Source organism: Arthrobacter sp. Y3221048 (assembly GCF_059092685.1).
This window is the reverse complement of record NZ_JBNHHX010000006.1, coordinates 193,089-211,327: the sequence shown is the minus strand read 5'-3', so window position 1 is coordinate 211,327 and position 18,239 is coordinate 193,089. Positions and strand designations below refer to the sequence as shown.

Genomic DNA, 18,239 nt, shown 5'->3' with positions numbered 1-18,239 from the left:
CCCGGCAGGCTCTCAGCGGCGGAAGTGGTCGACCGCCAGCTGGTAGCTGTGCGCCGTCAGCGCGGCGGTCTGCTCCCAGCCGAAGGACGAGGCGTGCACCGCCGCATTTGCGCCGAGGCGCTGGCGGAACTCCGGATATTCATGCAGCTCGCGGAGGGCACCCGCCCACCGGGCCGGGTCGTGACCATCCACCAGCAGGCCGGTGAGCCCGTGGCTGACCGCCACCGGCAGCCCGCCCACGTTGGTGGCAACGACGGGCGTACCGCACGCCTGCGCTTCCAAGGCGACCAAGCCGAAGGATTCGCTGAAGGACGGCACCGCCACCACATCGGCGCTGCGGAAGGTGGCCGCCAGTTCGCGCGGCTCCACCGGCGGCGAGAGCGCCACCATGTCATCCAGCCCCAGCTCGCTGGCAAGCGCCGGCAGGTCCAGCCCTGCGGCTCCGCTGATCTCGCCGATGATGGACACCCGCAGCCGGATGTCGGGCCGTTGCCGGCGCAGTTCCGCCGCGGCGGCCAGCAACACCTGCGGTCCTTTCAGCACCTGGAGGCGGCCGGCGAACACCAGGTGGAAGGTATCCGGACCGATTCCCGCCGCCTCCCGGTCCGCGCGCCGGCCGTCGGGGCGGAAGGTGTGCAGGTCGACGCCGGGCGGGATCACGTCGACCGTCCCCTCGTCCGCGCCGTAGAGATCGACCAACTCGGCCGCCTCGGTCAGGGTGTTGGCGATCAGCCGGCCGGATCCGGAGGCTATGGCTTGTTCCCCGCGGATCCGGGAGTCCGGCTCGGGCGGTTCGCCGGGCTGCAGGTGCAGGTTCTTGACCAGCCCCATCGTGTGCATCGAATGCACCAGCGGAATGTGCCAGTCGTGTTGCAGCCGCAGCCCCACTGCACCCGAGAGCCAATAGTGCGAGTGCAGCACGTCATACCGTGCCCCGTCCCGCTGCGTGAACTGCCGCAGCGAGGCCTCCAGCGCGTCCAGCCGCTGCGGCAGGTCTTCCTTTGCCACCGTGTCGGCCGGGGCCCCGTCGAGGTGGATCACGCGGACGCCGGCGCGGGGATGTTCCACGGGTTCCTGCCCGTCATGCAGGGAGCGGGTGAAAACGTCGACGGCGGTGCCCAGCGCCGCCTGTTCGCGCGCCAAGGCGCGCACATAGACGTTCATGCCGCCGGCATCGCCTCCACCGGGGAGGGCCAGCGGCGAGGTATGCAGCGACAGCACGGCGATGCGGTCCGCGCCGACCATGCCCACCTCCAAACCGTGCCGCCGGGACGTCTCCGGCTTGGGAAAATCGACGTGCTGCCGAATTTGTCTAGAGCCACTTTAGCCGTCCGGATAAGCCGCAGCCGCTTGATGACGGATCAGTGCATGGTGAAGCGGCTGGCCACGGTGTCCTGCACGCCGGGCACGCGGGTGAGCGTGCTGAACAGGCGGTTGCGGGCGGCGAGCACCGGCGCCGGCAGGGGCCGGCCCAAGGCCATGTTCAGGTGCGCCTGCCAGATGGCGGTGTTGGCCGCCCGCCGCCGGTCCGCCTCGAACCTGCGCAGCGCCGTGCCGGTCGGTTCGCCCGCCAGGGCTGCGGCCACGATTGGAGCCAAGGCGGCCGCGTCCAGCCAGCCCAGGTTCATGCCCTGCCCGCCGATCGGACTGACCTGGTGTGCTGCGTCGCCGATCAGCGCGATGCGCCCGGCTATCAGCCGCCGTGGCATCCGGGAGCTGACGGAGAAGGCGCTGAGCATGGAACAGCTGCCGGGGTCCGGCCCGGTGCCGGTGCGTCGCGCGACCAGGGAGGCGAGGCCGCCAGCGGTCGGGTGGCTGACCACGCCGGGCATCCTGGCCACCCAGCGCCGGGTACCGCCGGGGAGCGGAAAGGATTCGACGATTCCGCCCGCCTCCAGATAGAGCACGGCGGTGCTGCCGTCGCCGGTGGTGTCGGCGAAGTCTCCCATCAGGTAGGCGTCGGGATACACCCGGGTCCGCACCCCGACGCCGAGTTGATGGCGCAAGGCGGAATATGCGCCGTCGGCCGCCACCACGAGCCGGGCCCGCACCGTGGCCGCACCCGCCGCCGGGTCAGGTCCCGCGTCCACGCCCCGCGCCGGCGCCGTGCCCGCACCCGCGCCCGCGCCCACGCGACAGGACAACGTTACGGCAGCTGCGTCGTCGTGCGCCGCCTGCACCGCCACTGCACGCCGCAGGGCCCCGGGACGCAGCGCCTCCAGCCGTTCTTCCAGCAGCCGTTCGGTGATGACCTGCGGCACGGCCAGCACATAGGGATGCGCATCGGGAATGGCATCAAACGACAGCGACGCGACTTCCCGGCCGCGGCTGCGGGCCACCCCCCGGCGGATGCGGATGCCGGCCGCCAACAGCTCCGGGCCCACCCCGGCGTCGTCGAGCACGGCCAAGGCCGGCGGATGGATCCCGATCGCCCGGGAGTGGCTGCTGCGTGCCCGGCGCCGCTCCAGGACCGCCACGTCCACTCCGCGCCGGGCCAGCAGGATGCCCATTAACAGTCCCACCGGGCCGCCGCCGACCACCGCGACATCGAGCACGCGGTCCCCGGGCGCTTCGTCGGGCCGGCTCTCGGGGAGCGCTGCCTCAGGCATTGGTCTCATGGATCAACAGCTGCCGGAAGCGTGAATCAGGCAGCACCCGCCAGCCGGGCGGGACGGCGGCGCGCAGCTCGTCCGGGGTGTAGCTGCGCCGGATGGAGGTCAGGCCGTCCCGGCGGATGAAGGAGCGGTGGAAAAACGGCAGCGTCCCGGCGGCGAACAGCACGTACGCCGTCCGGCTGCGGATGATGTCGCTGTGCACTGCGAGGGTGCGGGACAACCGCTGCGAGTCGGCCAGCAACCCGGCCAGCTCGGGGGCGGTCAGGTGGTGGAGCAAGTGGTTGGACACCACGGCGTCGAAGCTGCGTCCTTCGGCGACCAGCTCCGAGCTGAAGGCCTGCCGGAACTCCAGGCCGGGCGACTGCGGCCGGGACACGGCGAAGGCATGCGCGCGCGGGTCGGGGTCGATGGCGGTGATCCGCAGGTCCAGGCCGTCCCGGGCCGCCAAGCGGGCGAGCAGCCGGGGAACGTCGCCGCCGCCGGAGCCGATATCCAGCAGGGTGGGGGCCTCGATGCCGGCCAGGCGCGGGCGAAGCAGGCGCCGGTAGATGCCGTGCCAACCGGACACCGCCCGGTTGATCAGCGGAAACTGGGCATAGGTGCGCCGCAGCATGGCGGGATCGCAATCCGGCCTGTCCATTTCCTCCACGGCGTCCGTGGCGCGGCGGGCCAGGAACGTTGACGCATTGCGTGCCGGTGGGCGTGCGGCCACGGCGGTCCGTTCCCGCCCTACACCGCCGCTGCCGCGGGGACCTGGCGGGCCTGGAGGGTCGCGGCCGGCACGGTCTTGGTGAACAGCCCGGTTTCCACTGTCAGGCCCGGGCCGAACGCCATCGAGCAGATCCGCTCCTCGGCGGACCCGGCCGGCTGTTCCAGGATGTGCTTGAGCACAAACATCACGGTGGCGCTGGACATGTTCCCGTACCGCCGCAGCGTTTCCCGGGCCGGCACGAGCTGTTCCCCGGTCAGCTCCAGCTTGGCCTCGACCTTGTCCAGAATGCTGCGGCCGCCCGGATGGATCGCCCAGTGTTCAATGTCGCGGTACGGTTTGGCGGCCAGGGCCGGTTCACGGGCCAAGAGGGGTTCAAGGGCGCCAACGATGTGATCGTCGATGATGTGCGGCACATAGGTCCCCAGGACCATTTCGAAGCCTTCGTCGCCGATGTTCCAGGCCATGGATTCCTCGCCAACCGGGGTCAGCACGGTTTCGAAGTGGTCCAGCCGGATGGCCGGTCCGGTCTCTGCCAGGCCGCGCGCGGTGATGATCGCGGCCGCCGCCCCGTCCGCGAACAGCGAGGACCCCACGATGGTGTCCGGGTCGTTGGACGTACGCACGTGCAGGGTGCAGAGTTCGGCCGATACCACCATCACCACGGCGTCCGGATCCGCGTCGCAGAACGACTTGGCCGCGCGCAGGGCCGGGAACGCCGCGTAGCAGCCCATGAAGCCAAGGTGGTAGCGCTGGACGGCAGGATTGAGCCCGAGTGCGCGCACGATCTTGTAGTCCGGGCCGGGGTTGAAGAAGCCGGTGCAGGAGACGGTGATGAGATGCGTGATGTCCGCCGGGCCGATCCCCTCGCAGGAGGCCAGCGCCTTGCCGGCGGCCTCGATGAACAGCGGGGTAGCCTTGTCCGCGAACACGTCGTTCCGCACCTTGGTGCTCGGCGAGAGCAGCCGCCGGGAATCGGCGTCGAAAAACACCGGGTTGTCCGTTCGCCTGGCCATCGTGAGTTCGTCGACGGCGGTGTACCGGGTGTCGATGCCTGACTGGTCGAACGATGTGGTCACCAGGCGCTGCCCCAGGCGCGTCAAGCCCGGCTGCGTGGAAAACACGTCCCGCACCTCCGACTGGATCAGGATGGTATCCGGAACAGCGGTTTCGAGGGACCTCAGCGTGACCGTCATAGTCCATTCATAGAGCAGGCGGCTGGGTAAGACAATGGACCGGCGGCCGGACGCCCGGCTGAACCGCAACGTCAGGCGGACGCGTCTTACCGGGTGATGGGCCATGCCTGGAACACAAGGAGCGGATCCCGGTGGAGTACGAAATCAATTCCCTGCCGCTGCACGTGCTCCTGGTCCACGCCACCGTCGTGTTCGTTCCGCTCGCCGCGCTGTGCGTTGCGCTCACCCTGCTCTGGCCGGCGGCGCGGCGCCGCCTGGGGATTGCCACCCCGCTGATCGCCCTGCTGGCCCTGGTGCTGGTGCCGGTCACCCAGCAGGCCGGCCATTGGTTGTTCCTGAGGATCGACCAGACGCCGCAGGCCGTCGAACACATGCGGTTGGGCGACATGATGCTGCCCTGGGTGGCCGGCCTTTTCGCCGCGGCGCTGGGGCTTTGGCTGTGGTTCCGCTACGGAACGACGGCGGCCGCCGCCTCGCGGCGCAAGCTAGGCGCCGGGTACCGCATCATCGCGGCGGTGGTCGCCGTTGCCGTGCTGGCCGTGTGTGCCGGCGCCACGGTGGCGGTGGTGCTGACCGGTGAATCCGGATCGCGGGCCGTCTGGGAAGGCGCCTATTCCGAGCCGCCGGCGCTGCCCTAGCTTGGCGCTCACGGGTCCGGCCCCCTCCTACCGGCCCAGGCGCTGGTAGGAGGAGGCGAAGTGGATGAGCGGATCGGCGCTTTCCGAACCGGCGGCGTCCCGGCCCATGGCCAGCACCTCGCCGACGATCAGCAGGTGGGTGGCCGCCGGGTGCACCGCCGTCGTCTTCAGCTCAAACCACGCCGGGGCTCCGGCGATCACCGCGGTACCGGTGGCAGGGCCGCGCCGGTACGGCACCTGGTTGAGCAGGCCTTCCACCGGATTGCCCGGGCTCGCCAGCCAGTTCGCCGTGCCCTGGTGCTGCGACGCCAGCAGGCTCAGGGCCCAGGTCCCCGAGTTGGCCACGGCGTCGCAAATCCTCGACTCCTCGAAGAGGCTGACCAGCATGGTGGGCGGATCGTAGGACACCGAGAGATAACCGCTGACGGTCGCCGCGTAGTCCCGGTTCCGCCATCGCGTCGACACCACCGCCACACCGGCAGCGATGTCGGCGCTCAGCGTGCGGTACAGGTCGATGTCCCGCTGAACCACCGCACCCTGCTGGATGGGATGGGCCGCCAGTTCTCCGTCCAGTTCCATGCCGCCATCCTTGCATGCCGGCCGCAGGGCGGCGGTAGGCTCCGGGAAGGGTTCAAAACGCCGGCAGCGGATGATAGGGATGAGAGACAGTAAGCACCCTGGCTATTGCGAGTGGAGTGGACATGGCCCAGCGGCTCGTTGCAGACCTTATCGTCGATCGGCTTCGCGCCTGGCGGGTCCCGCGGATCTTCGGCTACAGCGGGGACGGCATCAACACGTTCATGGGCGCGCTGCGGCGCGCGGGGACGATCGAATTCATCCAGGCCCGGCACGAGGAAAATGCCGCCTTCATGGCGGTGGGGCACGCCAAGTACACGGGCGGGGTGGGGGTGGTCACGGCCACCCAGGGCCCCGGTGCCGTGCACCTGCTCAACGGCCTGTACGACGCCAAACTGGACAGCGTTCCGGTCGTGGCCATCGTCGGGCAGCAGTCGCGCACCGCGCTCGGCTCCGGGTACATGCAGGAAGTGGATCTGGCCAACCTCACCAAGGACGTCGCCACCTTCCGGCAGCAGGTCAGCACCCCGGAGCAGGTTCCGCTGGTACTGGACCGGGCCTTCAAATCGGCCCTGTCCGGCCGCGGCCCCGCCGTGGTGATCATTCCGCACGACATCCAGAAACTGCCCGCTCCCGAACTCGAGCACACCCACGGCGTGGTGGCCACCGCGCCGATCTGGCGCCCCGCGCACGTGGTCCCGGACCCGGACGACCTGCGCGCCGCCGCGGACGTGCTCAACGCCGGGCAGCGGATTGCCCTGCTGGTGGGACAGGGAGCGCGGGACGCCCGCGGGCAGGTGGTGGCGGTGGCAGAGAAGCTCGGGGCCGGCATTGCCACCAGCCTGTTGGGCAAACCCTATGTGGACGAGTCGCTGCCCTTCGCGGCCGGAACGATGGGGCATCTGGGCACCGCCGCCAGCGGCCAATTGCTGGCAAACTGCGACACCTTGCTGATCGTTGGCTCCAATGATCCCTGGACAGAGTTCTACCCGCCGCCCGGCGCTGCCCGGGCGGTGCAGGTGGACAACGATTCCGGTGCCATCGGCAACCGGTATCCGGTCGAGGCGGCGCTCACCGGCGACGCCGCGACCACCTTGGAGTCGCTGCTGCCGCTGCTTGAGGACCGCCCGGCGGGCCCATGGCGGGCGCAGGTGGAGGGCTGGGTCCGGCAGTCGCGCGAGCTGTCGCGGCAGCGGGCGATGACCCCGGCTCAACCGGTCAACCCCGAACGGGTGGTCTCTGAGCTCAGCGAAAGATTTCCGCCGGACGGCCTGCTCGCCGTCGATGTAGGCAGTTCCGTTTACTGGTATGCCCGGCAGCTGCGGCTGCCGGCCGGCGCCCAGGCGCACCTCTCCAGCACCCTGGCAAGCATGGGCTGTTCCTTGCCGTACGGCATTGCCGCCAAGCTGGCCGCCCCGGAACGGGTTGTTGTCGCCCTCACCGGGGACGGGGCCATGCAGATGAGCGGCCTGGCCGAACTGATCACCGTCGGCCGGCTCTGGCAGCGGTGGATGGACCCGCGTTTTGTGGTCTGCGTGCTGAACAACCGGGAACTCGCCGAGGTGACCTGGGAACAGCGGGAGATGGAGGCCGAGCCGCGTTTCGCGGACAGCCAGGCCCTGCCCGATGTCGACTACGCGGGCTATGCACGCCTGCTGGGACTGCACGGGAAGCGGGTTGAGGACCCCGAGCAGCTCGGCACCGCGTGGGAGGAGGCACTGGCCGCCGACCGGCCGTATCTCATCGAGGTGCTCACCGATCCCGATGTTCCGCTCCTCCCGCCGTTCCCCGCCGGCCGGGAAAACGCCGAAACCATGCAGCGGTCACTGGACCAGGAAGGCCCGGCCGCCGACGGCGCGAAGGACCTCTTGCGCACCTACACCGGGCAGGAAGAAGCCGGTAACGACCCGGCACCCGGGCAGGGGGAGTCCGGCCGGGACACCGAGTAAATGAAAGAATCAATGGATGAGTGCGGTGGCAGAATTCATCGACTTCACTCTGCAGCGGGAAGCCTCCTGGGAACGGGCGGAAGCGCAGAATGCGGCCGGCGAAGGATTGCGCTATTACGGTGCGTCGGTGGGCGCGGTCAGGGGTACGGTCCGGGACGCCGGGCGGAAGTTCCGGCCGCTCTCGCACGACGACGTAACCGCGCTCAGCTCCGAACTATGGGCCCCGCCGGTCTTCGAGCGGCGCCTGGCCGCCGTGGTGCTGCTGCAGTCGAACCAAGGCCTCTTGCGGAGCTCGGACCTGACGCGGCTGGAAGGTTTCCTGCGGGACGCGCGCACGGCGGCCTTGGCGGACCCGCTCGCCGTTGACGTCGTCGGCCCCTTGATTCAGGGGCTGACCGGCCAGCCCCGCTCGCGCGGCGAAGCGATCCTCGATCGCTGGGCGGAAGAAGAGACTCCCTGGCTGCGCAGGGCTGCCCTCCTGGCACCCTTGCGGGCGGTGCGTGCCGGCCGGGGCGATACCGGCGCTTTCATCCGCCGGGCCCGTGCGGCGGAGGACGACGACAGCGGCATTGTCCGGGAGGCGGCCGCCGTGGTGCGCGCCGAATCGTTCGCGATCGGTCAGGGGTGGATGCCGTCTCCCTAGGGCGCGGCGGCCAGAGCCGCCCGGTGGCCTGCCGCGCTGCGAGGGCACAAAAAAGCCCCGGATTACCGGGGCTTTCTCTGTGCGCAGGAAGGGACTCGAACCCTCACCCTCAATAAGAGGACTAGCACCTCAAGCTAGCGCGTCTACCATTCCGCCACCCGCGCAGGTGGACTTTCGCAGGATCTCCGGAGGCCCTCAGGCGAACCGATTCCGTCGAAAGCAGCGAGAAAAACTCTAACATGTTTTGCCCGAACTGTTGAATCGTGCCCGCCGCCGGCCCGACGGCGCCGGCGGCGGGCACGGATCCGTCCGCGCCCTGCCGCGGCGCCTCCGCGGAACAACTGCTGCCTTCGGCCGCTCCCGCTCGTTAGGCTGGGAGAGACATCGATTTCGAGGAGCCTTCATGACTGTACCGAGCCCGCACGAAGAAGTGGTCGAGATCTGCCGGCAATTGATCCGGATCGACACCTCCAACTACGGCAGCAACGACGGGCCGGGGGAGAGGCTGGCCGCCGAGTATGCGGCCGGACTGCTGGAAGAGGCCGGACTGGCGACCGAAGTGTTCGAGTCCGCGCCGGGCCGGGCATCCGTCGTCACGAGGATGGCCGGCACGGACCCCTCGGCTCCGGCGCTGGTGGTGCACGGGCACCTCGACGTGGTGCCGGCACAAGCCGATGACTGGCAGGTGGATCCGTTCAGCGGCGAGGAGCGGGACGGCCTCATCTGGGGCCGGGGCGCCGTGGACATGAAGGACATGGACGCGATGATCCTCTCGGTGGCGCGGCACATGGCCCGCAGCGGCATCCAGCCGCGCCGGGACATCGTCTTCGCGTTCTTCGCCGACGAAGAGGCCGGCGGCACGTACGGGGCGCGCTGGGCGGTGGAGAACCGTCCCGAGCTTTTCGACGGCGCCACCGAAGCCATCTCGGAAGTGGGCGGCTTCTCGGCCACCATTGGCGGCCGCCGCGCCTACCTGCTCCAGACCGCGGAGAAGGGGATCGCGTGGCTGCGGCTCGCAGTCGCCGGCCGGGCCGGGCACGGTTCCCAGATCAACACGGACAACGCGGTGACCACGCTGGCGGCCGCCGTTGCCCGGATCGGGGCCCACCAGTGGCCGATCGAGCTGACGGACACCACCCGCCAATTCCTCGACGGCGTGACCGAGCTGACCGGCGTCGAATTCGATCCGGACAATCCGGAGATCCTGCTCAAGGAACTGGGCACCCTGGCCCGCTTTGTGGGCGCCACCCTGCAGAACACGTCCAACCCGACGGTGTTGAAGGCCGGCTACAAAGAAAACGTGATCCCCGGCCTGGCCGAGGCGCGGATCGACGCGCGGACACTGCCCGGACAGGAAGAGCTGGTGCTGGCCACCATCCGCGAACTGGCCGGCCCCGATGTCCAGGTCAGCTACGTGCACCAGGACAGGTCGCTGGAGGTGCCGTTCGCCGGCAACCTGGTGGACGCCATGATCGACTCGCTCGCACATGAGGATCCTGACGCCGTGGTGCTGCCGTACACACTCTCCGGCGGGACGGACAACAAGGCGCTGGCCCGGCTGGGCATCACCGGCTACGGCTTCGCTCCGCTGCGGCTGCCCGACGACCTGGATTTCACCGGGATGTTCCACGGTGTGGACGAACGGGTTCCGGTGGAGTCGCTGCAATTCGGCACCCGCGTCCTGCAGCGCCTGCTTACCACCTACTGACTTCTTGGACGACCTGACTTCTTGGACGACGACGAAAGGACCACAGGCATGCCCGCCAGTGTTGAAGAACTGCTCCCGGACGACCTGCTCGAGACCATCAGGGGCCGGGCCGCAGGCTACGACGAAGCGAACAGCTTCTTCCATGAAGACTTCGCCGATCTCGTCGAGGCTGGCTACTTGAAAATGTTCGTCCCGGAGGAAGACGGGGGCCTGGGCTACACGCTGGAAGAGGTGGCCAGGGCGCAGATGCGGCTCGCCACGGCAGCGCCGGCCACGGCGCTGGCGGTCAACATGCACCTGGTCTGGACCGGCGTCGCCCGGGTCCTCAAGGCCCGCGGCGACGACTCCATGGACTACGTCCTGGCCGAGGCCGGCCGCGGCGAAGTCTTCGGCTTCGGCGTCTCCGAGGCCGGCAACGACCAGGTCCTCTTCGATTCGCGCACCGTCGCCGCACCCCGCGGGGACGGCGGTTATGAGTTCACCGGTACGAAGGTGTTCACCAGCCTCTCGCCCGCCTGGACGCGGCTCGGCGTCTTTGGCCGCGACGAGTCCGGCACCGAACCGCAGCTGGTGTGGGGGTTCATCGACCGGGACAAGCCCGGCTACCGGATCAAGGACGACTGGAACACCCTGGGCATGCGCGCCAGCCAGTCCAACACCACGGTGCTGGAAGGTGCGGTTGCCGCGCCGGAGAGGGTCTTTCGGAAACTGCCGGTGGGACCCCATCCGGATCCGTTGATCTTCGGCATCTTCGCGTGCTTCGAAATCCTGCTCTCGTCGGTCTACGCGGGGATCGGCACGCGCGCCCTGGACCTTGCGGTGGAAGCCGTGCACCGCCGTCGTTCGCTGAAAACGGGCAAGAGCTACGCGCAGGATCCGGACATCCGCTGGCGGGTGGCCGATGCCGCCCTGGCCATGGACGGGCTGTATCCGCAGCTGGCGTCCATTGCCCGCGACGTGGACACGCTGGCCGACCACGGTAAGTTCTGGTTCGCCAAACTGTCCGGCATCAAGATCAGGGCCACCGAGACCGCCAAGGACGTGGTGGAGAAGGCGGTACGCGTCTCCGGCGGCGGCGGATACTTCCGCGGCCGCGAACTGGAGCGGCTGTACCGCGACGTGCTGGCCGGGCTGTACCACCCCTCGGACGACGAGTCCGCGCACAGCACCGTGGCAACGGCCTGGCTGGGGCCGTTGGAGGACTGACGCGGGCCGCGCGCCGCCTGCCGGGGGTCAGGCGGTGCGTTCGACCTTGAGCACCCTGCGGCGGAGCCAGTACTTGCGGCTGCCGCCCAGGTACAGCCGGGTACGGACCAGATCCCACTTGCCGTACTCGGCGTGCTCGGTCAGCGCGCGGCGGGCTTCGCCCACGGATTCGTCTTTATTCACGGTCAGGACCAGGTATTCGTACTGCCGGGCGTAGTCGCGTTCGCGGGTGACGGCGGCACCCAGAAATTGTTCTCTCATTGCCCTCCTGTTCTCTTCACTTATTCTCCACATTGCGGCTAACGTCTACAGCATGAGCATTGATCCGCGCGTCGCACTTGAGTCATTGGTTTCCGCCCTGCAGGAGCATCTGGCCGCCGCCTCCAGCCGCCGGGGTGATGACGATCCTGCCGTGGAAGCAGCGTTCTCGTCCATCATGGAATCGTTCGAGACCTACGAGGACGCGCTCTACGATGCTTACGGCGAAGTGACGCCGCTGGTCATTTACGACGAGTCGGACGACGAGGCCCTGGACGAACCCGACGACGTGGTGGACCCGTTCGACGACGATCTGGAGATCGAAGAAAAGTAGCACGCGTTCAGGGCGTGGAAATCTCGTCCAGCGCTTGGGCGATCGCGGCGGGCAGGGCGTCCAGCGGAGCCCGCAGAATGTCTTCCAGCTGTGCGGGAGTGCGGGGCCCCACCACTGCCGTGCCGACGGCGGGCCGCTGCAGCACCCAGCTCAGCGCCAGGTCCAGCGGCCGCACGTCCAGGCCGCGCGCCGCCGTGGCCAGGGCATCCACGATCCGGGCCGGCCGGCCGCTCAGGTACGGCTCCACGTAGCGGGCGTGCTGCTCCGAGGCGGCCCGGGAATCGGCAGGTATGCCGGTACGGTACTTGCCGGTCAGGACGCCGCGCCCCAGCGGCGACCAGGCCATCAAGCCCGGCCCGAGGGCGCGGGCAGCCGGAATGACCTCGTGTTCGGGCCGGCGGTGCAGCAGCGAGTATTCGTTCTGCACCGCGACCAGCGGAACCGGGCTGGTCGAGACCGCACGGGCCAACTGCCAGCCCGAGTAGTTGGACACTCCCACGTAGCGGGCACGGCCCGACGACACCGCGTATTCGAGGGCCGACAGGGTTTCTTCCAACGGCGCCCCGCCGTCGTCCCAGAGATGGACCAGCCACAGGTCCAGGTAGTCCGTGCCCAGCCGCGCCAGGCTGGCGTCCAGGCTGCGCAGCATGGCGCCGCGCGACGTGTCCACCTCGCGCCGGCCCTCGCTGCGCGTCACGCCCGCCTTGGAGACCACCAGCACTTCCTGCCGGGGGACCAACTCGCCCAGGAACGCGCCCAGCATGGCCTCGCTGCGGCCTTCGGCGTAGGGCGCGGCGGTGTCCAGCAGCGTGCCGCCGGCGTCCAGGTAGGCGCGCAGCATGGTGCCGGCCGCCTCCTCGTCCGTTTCCTCTCCCCACGTCATCGTTCCCAGCGACAGCTGCGGGACCTTCAGCCCGCTGTGACCCAAGCGATTGTGCTCCATAAAGCCAGCTTATGGCCTGCGGCGCCGCGCCCCTGGCAGCGGCCCGCCGTCCTCATGCCGTGGTCGGATCTTCGCCGCCGCGGCTGTGTCCGTTTCCGTTCCGCGGGCCTGCGTGCCATAAGGTCGAGGATGTGAATTGGCTAGAAGCAATCATCCTGGGGCTCGTGCAGGGCCTGACCGAGTTCCTCCCGATCTCGTCCAGCGCCCACCTGCGCATCGTCGGAGAGATCCTGCCCGGCGCCGCCGATCCCGGAGCTGCTTTTACCGCCATCACCCAGCTGGGCACGGAGACCGCCGTCGTCGTCTATTTTTGGCGCGATATCGTCAACATCATCAAGGCCTGGTTCGGCTCGCTCACCGGCAAGGTGCCGCGGAATGACCCGGACGCCCGGATGGGCTGGCTGGTGATCATCGGCTCGATCCCCATCGGCGTGCTCGGGCTGCTGTTCCAGGACCAGATCGAATCCACCTTCCGCAGCCTGTGGATCGTGGCCACCATGTTGATTGTCTTCGGCCTGTTCCTGGCCATCGCCGACTCCATCGGCCGCCAGACGCGCACGCTGGACAAGCTCACCTACAAGCACGGCGTCCTGTACGGGCTGGCCCAGGCGCTGGCCCTGGTCCCGGGCGTCTCGCGCTCCGGCGGCACCATCACCGCCGGCCTGCTGATGGGCTACACCCGCGAGGCCGCCGCCCGGTATTCATTCCTGCTGGCGATTCCGGCGGTCTTCGCCTCGGGCCTGTACCAGCTGGCCAAGAGCTTCGGCGAACCCGGGCCGTACGGGCTGGGGGAGACCGCGCTGGCCACGGTGGTGGCCTTCGGCGTGGGCTTCGTGATCATCGGCTGGTTCTTGAAGTACGTGTCCACCCGCAGCTACCGGCTCTTCGTCTGGTACCGGATCGCCCTGGGCGCGCTGTTGTTCGTGCTGCTGGGCTTCGGAGTCATCAACGCCTGACCCGCGGGAATTTATCCGGCTCCTGCATCCTTGAATGTTAGGAGCGTAATTTACGACGGCGGCCCGCCCGCCATCTGCATCCGTTCGCCTCATCGGAAGGAAACTCAAGAGTGCTTGGTTGGAATGCCCGTGCCGTACCCGAAATCCCGGGCGGCAAAGACGAACTGACCATCCACGACACCTCCGTGGGGTCGCTGGTACGGCTTGAGCCGTCTTCCACGGGAAGCCTGTACGTCTGCGGCATCACCCCGTACGACGCCACCCACATGGGCCATGCCGCCACCTACGTGGCCTTCGACCTGCTCAACCGCTACTGGCGCGACGCCGGCCGCACCGTCAAGTACGTGCAGAATGTCACGGACATCGATGATCCGCTGCTGGAACGCGCCGAGGCCACCGGCATGGACTGGCAGCTGCTCGCGAAGGACCAGACCGAGCTGTTCCGCTCGGACATGGAAGAACTCAACGTCATCCCGCCCGAGGAGTACGTCGGGGCGGTGGAATCGATCGAGTGGATCGTTCCGGTGGTGGAGGACCTGCTGGCCCGCGGCCTCGCCTACCGCGTCCCCGGTACCGGCGGTGAGCCCGACGGCGACGTCTACTTCGACTCCGTTGCCGCCGCGGGACCTGGCTGGCACAGCGGCGCCACGTCCAGGCTGACCGAAGCCGAGATGCTGCCGCTCTTTGCCGAGCGCGGCGGCGATCCGGAGCGCCCGGGCAAGAAGCACCCGCTGGACGCGCTGTTGTGGCGCGTTGCCCGCGACGGGGAACCCGAGTGGCCCGGCGCCTCCCTCGGCGCCGGCCGCCCCGGCTGGCACATCGAGTGTTCGGTGATCGCGCGCAAATTCCTGCCGGAAACCTTCGACGTGCAGGCCGGCGGCTCGGACCTGAGCTTCCCGCATCACGAAATGAGCGCCGGGCACGCCTATGCCATGACGGGCAAGCCGCTGGCCAAGCACTTCGTGCACGCCGGGATGGTCGGGCTCGACGGCGAAAAGATGAGCAAGTCCAAGGGCAACCTCGTGCTCGTCTCGGCCCTGCGGGAGGCGGGCGTGGAACCGGCCGCGATCCGCACCGTGCTGCTGGGCCAGCATTACCGCAGCGACTGGTTCTGGACCGATGATCTGCTCCGCCAGGCGCAGGCACGGCTTTCTGCCTGGCGCGCCGCCGCCCCCTGCGTGCAGGCCGAACAGGTACCCGAGCTGGCGCAGCAAATCCGCCGGGCGCTCTCCAATGACCTCAACGCACCCGCTGCCCTGGCCGAAATCGACGGCTTCGCCGAGCACTCCCGCGAGCAGGCCGCCGGGCAGACCCGGGACGGCGCCGAACAGTTCGCGGCGCTGCTCGACGCGCTGCTGGGCATCCGGCTCTAGTTTCGCAGCAGCCGGAGCAGGAACAGCCACGCCGGCGGGGCGGGCAGCGACCCCAAGTGGTGACGATGTCGACACGGGACTGCCGCCCCGGCCGCCGAGCGGTGGGCTGTTCCTGCCCGGGCGTTACTCTTTCCCGCGCTTCTTGAGGTAGCGCTCGAATTCGCGGGCGATGGATTCCCCGGTCGCTTCCGGCAGCTCGGCCGTGTCCTTGGCTTCCTCCAGCTGCCGCACATAGGCGGCGACTTCCGGATCCTCGGTGGCCAGTTCGTCCACGCCGCGCTCCCACGCTTCGGCTTCTTCGCTCAGGACCGACACTTCCAGCGGGACCTGCAGGATGTCCTCCAGCCGGTGCAGCAACGCCAGTTCCGCCTTGGGCGAGGGCGACTGTCCCACGTAGTGCGGCACCGCGGCCCAGACGGACATCGTGGGAATGCCGGCCAGTGAGGCGACATCGGACAACACCCCGACGATTCCGGTGGGGCCTTCGTATTGGCTGGATTCGGTATTCAGGGCGCGGCGGACGTCGTCGTCGTCGCTGGTGACCGTGACGGGGATGGGGCGCGTGTGCGGCACGTCGGCCAAGAGGGCGCCCACCAGGATGATGCAGTCCACGCCCAGCTCTTCGGCATGGGCCAACAGCTCCGCGGTGTAGGCACGCCAGCGGTAGGACGGCTCCACGCCGTGGACAAAGATGATGTCGAGCCGCGTGCCCGGGATGCTGCTGCGGGTCAGTTTCGTCGTCGGCCATTTGATCCGGCGTTCCCCGGAGCTGGTGCGGTGCACCACCGGCCGGGTGAACTGGAAATCGTAATAAAGGTCCGGGTCCACCGTGGCCACCTTGTGACTGTCCCACAGCCGGCTCAGGTATTTGACGGCGTCCGTGGCGGCTTCGCCGGCGTCGTTCCAGCCCTCGAATGCCGCCAGCATCACGGTGTAACGCCGCGGTGTCTCGCCGGGCTTCGCCTGCGGGAACAGCAGGTGCAAACCGCGCTGCTCGCCGTCGCCTTCCGTGGGCAGGTCGCCACTGTCCTGAGTACTCACGGTTTCACCCTAATCCTCCCGGCACGGCTTGTCAGTGAGCCAACATTCGATTCGCGCAGAGCATAGCCGCCCGATTCGGCTGCATAAGCCCGTGCCGGCGCCCGTGCCGGCGGCCGTGCCGGGGCCGGGCAGCAAGGGACCGTAGACTGGATGCATGCCCGTAATTGACCCTTCCCCCGCTGCGTCCAGCCACCCGTCGTCCGGCCTGCAGGCCGTTTTCTGGGACATGGACGGAACGCTCGTCGACACCGAGCCATACTGGATCGAAGCCGAATCCGAATTGGTTGCTTCGTTCGGCGGGGTGTGGAACGAGGAGCTGGGCAAGAAGCTGGTGGGCAATGCGCTGGAGACATCGGCCGCCGTGCTGCAGCAGGCCGGCGTCGACCTGCGTATCCGCGAAATAGTGGACCGGCTGATCGACGCGGTGACCGAACGCGTCCGCGGCCGCATCCCGTGGCGTCCCGGCGCACGGGAGTTGCTCGCGGAGTTGGCCGAGGAACGCATTCCGGCAGTCCTGGTGACCATGAGCGAGACCAAGCTGGCCGCCGAGGTGGTCCGCGCGCTGCCCGAGGGCAGCTTCCGGCACCTTGTCACCGGTGACATGGTCACGCGCGGCAAGCCGGACCCGGAACCGTACCAGCAAGCCTTCGACTGGCTCAGCAGCCAGCTGCCCGGCGCCGACAAGCGGAACGTCGTGGCGCTGGAAGACTCGATTCCCGGGGTTGCGTCGGCCGAAGCCGCCGGCCTCGTGACCGTGGCCATTCCGCACGTCGTGCCCGTTCCGCCGGCACCGGGGCGCCCGCACTGGGAGAGCCTTTCCGGGAGGGGCCTGAGGGACTTGGAGCGCGTCCTGGTGCGCGCCGCCCAGGAAGCAGGAGTATGAGCACGCAGACGCCCCGGCCGCCCGAGGAAAAGGAACGCAGCGAAGGGATTCCCCTGGGCCGCATGTTCGGTGTCCCGGTGGTGCTGGCCTGGTCCTGGTTCGTGATCGCCGCCTTCATCGTGCTGATCTTCGGCCCCCAGGTGCAGCGCCTGATGCCGGAAATCGGCGTGGGAGCCTACGCCGTGGCCCTCGGCTACGCGCTGCTGCTGCTGTTCTCCGTGCTGGTGCACGAACTCGCCCACGCCCTGACGGCCCGGACCTTCCGGTGGCCGTCGGCCAAAATCGTGCTCAACCTCTGGGGCGGCCATACGCAATTCGACAACTTCAACGCCACGCCGGGCAAGTCCCTGCTGGTGGCGTTGTCCGGGCCCGTGGCCAACTTTGCGCTGGCCGGCCTCGGCATGCTGGTCCTGCCGCTGTTCCGCGGCGAACCGATTCCGTTCCTGCTGACCGACATCTTCATCTGGGCCAACTTCCTGGTGGCCGTTTTCAATATCCTGCCGGGGCTCCCGTTGGACGGCGGACGGCTGGTGGAGACCGCCGTCTGGAAAGCGACCGGCAGCCAGGAAAAGGGAACCGTGGCGGCGGGCTGGGCCGGCCGCATCATCGTGGTGCTGCTGGTGATCGGCGTGATTGGCATCCCGCTGCTGCGGGGCGGAACACCGGATCTCCAGATGGTGGTGCTCATGGTGCTGGTGTGCGGTTTCCTCTGGATGGGCGCCAGTTCGGCCATCTCGCACGCCCGGATGCGGCTGCGCCTGCCCTCCGTCAGCGCCGGGCAGCTCAAGCTTCCGGCCACGTCGCTGCCCGCCACCGCCACGGTGGACCAGGTACAGCAGCTGATCCAGGGGCACCCCGGGCTCTCCGTGGTGCTCACCGCCGCGACCGGCCAACCCGAAGCAGTAGTGGACCGCAACGCGCTGGGCCAGGTGCCGCCGTCGGCTGCCGCCCGCACGCCGGCCGCGGCCGTCTCCCGGGCCTTGGCGCCGGGGGCCTACGTCCCGGAGGCGGCCGCCGGCCAGGAGCTGGTGCAGTACCTGGCCCGGCTGGCCGGCAGCGAGTATGCCGTGATCGACGGCGAAGGCCGCGTGACCGGGGTGCTCCAGCAAAGCACGGTGGTCCGGGCCATCACCGGCAAGGCCGGCAGGCTCTGACCCCGGCAGCCGCTGGCGCCGGGAACTTAACCGGCGGCCGGAATACAATCGACGAAC

18 protein-coding genes and 1 tRNA gene are annotated in these 18,239 nt (G+C 69.0%); 10 read left to right on the top strand and 9 right to left on the bottom strand.

Annotated features, from left to right (window positions below):
• Positions 1 to 12: 12 nt before the first annotated feature.
• The 4 genes from mshA to AC5RVS_RS16845 form a co-directional block, all read right to left on the bottom strand.
• Complete coding sequence (gene mshA / locus AC5RVS_RS16860; protein ID WP_494108974.1) at positions 13 to 1,245, bottom strand: D-inositol-3-phosphate glycosyltransferase; 1,233 nt, start codon at positions 1,243 to 1,245, stop codon at positions 13 to 15.
• A 116-nt stretch (positions 1,246 to 1,361) separates the two neighbouring features.
• The gene (locus tag AC5RVS_RS16855) at positions 1,362 to 2,609 is read right to left on the bottom strand and encodes an FAD-dependent oxidoreductase (RefSeq protein ID WP_494108973.1); all 1,248 of its coding nucleotides are present in this window, start codon (positions 2,607 to 2,609) and stop codon (positions 1,362 to 1,364) included.
• The gene (locus AC5RVS_RS16850; protein ID WP_494108972.1) at positions 2,602 to 3,327 is read right to left on the bottom strand and encodes a class I SAM-dependent methyltransferase; all 726 of its coding nucleotides are present in this window, start codon (positions 3,325 to 3,327) and stop codon (positions 2,602 to 2,604) included. Before AC5RVS_RS16850 ends, AC5RVS_RS16855 begins: the two co-directional genes overlap by 8 nt.
• Positions 3,328 to 3,344: 17 nt before the next feature.
• On the bottom strand, positions 3,345 to 4,520 hold the full coding sequence (locus AC5RVS_RS16845) for a type III polyketide synthase (RefSeq protein ID WP_493987230.1): 1,176 nt from the start codon (positions 4,518 to 4,520) through the stop codon (positions 3,345 to 3,347).
• A gap of 131 nt (positions 4,521 to 4,651) precedes the next feature.
• Here AC5RVS_RS16845 and AC5RVS_RS16840 point away from each other — a divergent pair, with 131 nt between their 5' ends.
• On the top strand, positions 4,652 to 5,158 hold the full coding sequence (locus AC5RVS_RS16840) for a hypothetical protein (protein ID WP_493987229.1): 507 nt from the start codon (positions 4,652 to 4,654) through the stop codon (positions 5,156 to 5,158).
• A 27-nt stretch (positions 5,159 to 5,185) separates the two neighbouring features.
• Here AC5RVS_RS16840 and AC5RVS_RS16835 read toward each other — a convergent pair whose 3' ends face one another.
• The gene (locus AC5RVS_RS16835) at positions 5,186 to 5,737 is read right to left on the bottom strand and encodes a flavin reductase family protein (protein ID WP_493987228.1); all 552 of its coding nucleotides are present in this window, start codon (positions 5,735 to 5,737) and stop codon (positions 5,186 to 5,188) included.
• A gap of 122 nt (positions 5,738 to 5,859) precedes the next feature.
• Between AC5RVS_RS16835 and AC5RVS_RS16830 the strand changes: the two genes are divergently transcribed.
• A complete protein-coding gene (locus tag AC5RVS_RS16830) occupies positions 5,860 to 7,683 on the top strand; it encodes a thiamine pyrophosphate-requiring protein (RefSeq protein ID WP_493987227.1) in 1,824 nt (607 codons plus the stop codon).
• A 16-nt stretch (positions 7,684 to 7,699) separates the two neighbouring features.
• Positions 7,700 to 8,326, top strand: a complete 627-nt coding sequence (locus tag AC5RVS_RS16825) for a DNA alkylation repair protein (RefSeq protein WP_494108971.1) — start codon at positions 7,700 to 7,702, stop codon at positions 8,324 to 8,326.
• Between the two features lie 80 nt (positions 8,327 to 8,406).
• Here the strand turns inward: AC5RVS_RS16825 and AC5RVS_RS16820 are convergent.
• Positions 8,407 to 8,490 (bottom strand) — tRNA-Leu (locus tag AC5RVS_RS16820).
• 239 nt (positions 8,491 to 8,729) lie between these two features.
• On the opposite strand from AC5RVS_RS16820, the gene AC5RVS_RS16815 reads away from it, so the two are divergent.
• Both AC5RVS_RS16815 and AC5RVS_RS16810 read left to right on the top strand, forming a co-directional pair.
• Positions 8,730 to 10,034 carry a M20/M25/M40 family metallo-hydrolase gene (locus AC5RVS_RS16815; protein ID WP_493987225.1) on the top strand — a complete coding sequence of 435 codons (1,305 nt, stop codon included), beginning with the start codon at positions 8,730 to 8,732 and terminating at the stop codon, positions 10,032 to 10,034.
• A gap of 48 nt (positions 10,035 to 10,082) precedes the next feature.
• A complete protein-coding gene (locus tag AC5RVS_RS16810; RefSeq protein WP_494108970.1) occupies positions 10,083 to 11,240 on the top strand; it encodes an acyl-CoA dehydrogenase family protein in 1,158 nt (385 codons plus the stop codon).
• Between the two features lie 27 nt (positions 11,241 to 11,267).
• Here AC5RVS_RS16810 and AC5RVS_RS16805 read toward each other — a convergent pair whose 3' ends face one another.
• On the bottom strand, positions 11,268 to 11,501 hold the full coding sequence (locus AC5RVS_RS16805; RefSeq protein WP_493978464.1) for a DUF5703 family protein: 234 nt from the start codon (positions 11,499 to 11,501) through the stop codon (positions 11,268 to 11,270).
• 52 nt (positions 11,502 to 11,553) lie between these two features.
• Between AC5RVS_RS16805 and AC5RVS_RS16800 the strand changes: the two genes are divergently transcribed.
• Positions 11,554 to 11,832 carry a hypothetical protein gene (locus AC5RVS_RS16800; RefSeq protein WP_493987223.1) on the top strand — a complete coding sequence of 93 codons (279 nt, stop codon included), beginning with the start codon at positions 11,554 to 11,556 and terminating at the stop codon, positions 11,830 to 11,832.
• A gap of 7 nt (positions 11,833 to 11,839) precedes the next feature.
• Here AC5RVS_RS16800 and AC5RVS_RS16795 read toward each other — a convergent pair whose 3' ends face one another.
• Complete coding sequence (locus AC5RVS_RS16795) at positions 11,840 to 12,775, bottom strand: aldo/keto reductase (protein WP_493987222.1); 936 nt, start codon at positions 12,773 to 12,775, stop codon at positions 11,840 to 11,842.
• Positions 12,776 to 12,906: 131 nt separating this feature from the next.
• On the opposite strand from AC5RVS_RS16795, the gene AC5RVS_RS16790 reads away from it, so the two are divergent.
• The gene (locus AC5RVS_RS16790) at positions 12,907 to 13,731 is read left to right on the top strand and encodes an undecaprenyl-diphosphate phosphatase (RefSeq protein WP_494108969.1); all 825 of its coding nucleotides are present in this window, start codon (positions 12,907 to 12,909) and stop codon (positions 13,729 to 13,731) included.
• Positions 13,732 to 13,841: 110 nt separating this feature from the next.
• Positions 13,842 to 15,104, top strand: a complete 1,263-nt coding sequence (mshC, locus tag AC5RVS_RS16785) for a cysteine--1-D-myo-inosityl 2-amino-2-deoxy-alpha-D-glucopyranoside ligase (protein WP_494108968.1) — start codon at positions 13,842 to 13,844, stop codon at positions 15,102 to 15,104.
• A gap of 123 nt (positions 15,105 to 15,227) precedes the next feature.
• Here mshC and AC5RVS_RS16780 read toward each other — a convergent pair whose 3' ends face one another.
• Positions 15,228 to 16,088 carry a PAC2 family protein gene (locus AC5RVS_RS16780; RefSeq protein WP_494108999.1) on the bottom strand — a complete coding sequence of 287 codons (861 nt, stop codon included), beginning with the start codon at positions 16,086 to 16,088 and terminating at the stop codon, positions 15,228 to 15,230.
• Positions 16,089 to 16,299: 211 nt separating this feature from the next.
• On the opposite strand from AC5RVS_RS16780, the gene AC5RVS_RS16775 reads away from it, so the two are divergent.
• Both AC5RVS_RS16775 and AC5RVS_RS16770 read left to right on the top strand, forming a co-directional pair.
• The gene (locus tag AC5RVS_RS16775) at positions 16,300 to 17,028 is read left to right on the top strand and encodes an HAD family hydrolase (RefSeq protein WP_494108967.1); all 729 of its coding nucleotides are present in this window, start codon (positions 16,300 to 16,302) and stop codon (positions 17,026 to 17,028) included.
• On the top strand, positions 17,025 to 18,182 hold the full coding sequence (locus AC5RVS_RS16770; RefSeq protein WP_494108966.1) for a site-2 protease family protein: 1,158 nt from the start codon (positions 17,025 to 17,027) through the stop codon (positions 18,180 to 18,182). Before AC5RVS_RS16775 ends, AC5RVS_RS16770 begins: the two co-directional genes overlap by 4 nt.
• The last annotated feature ends 57 nt before the right edge of the window (positions 18,183 to 18,239 follow it).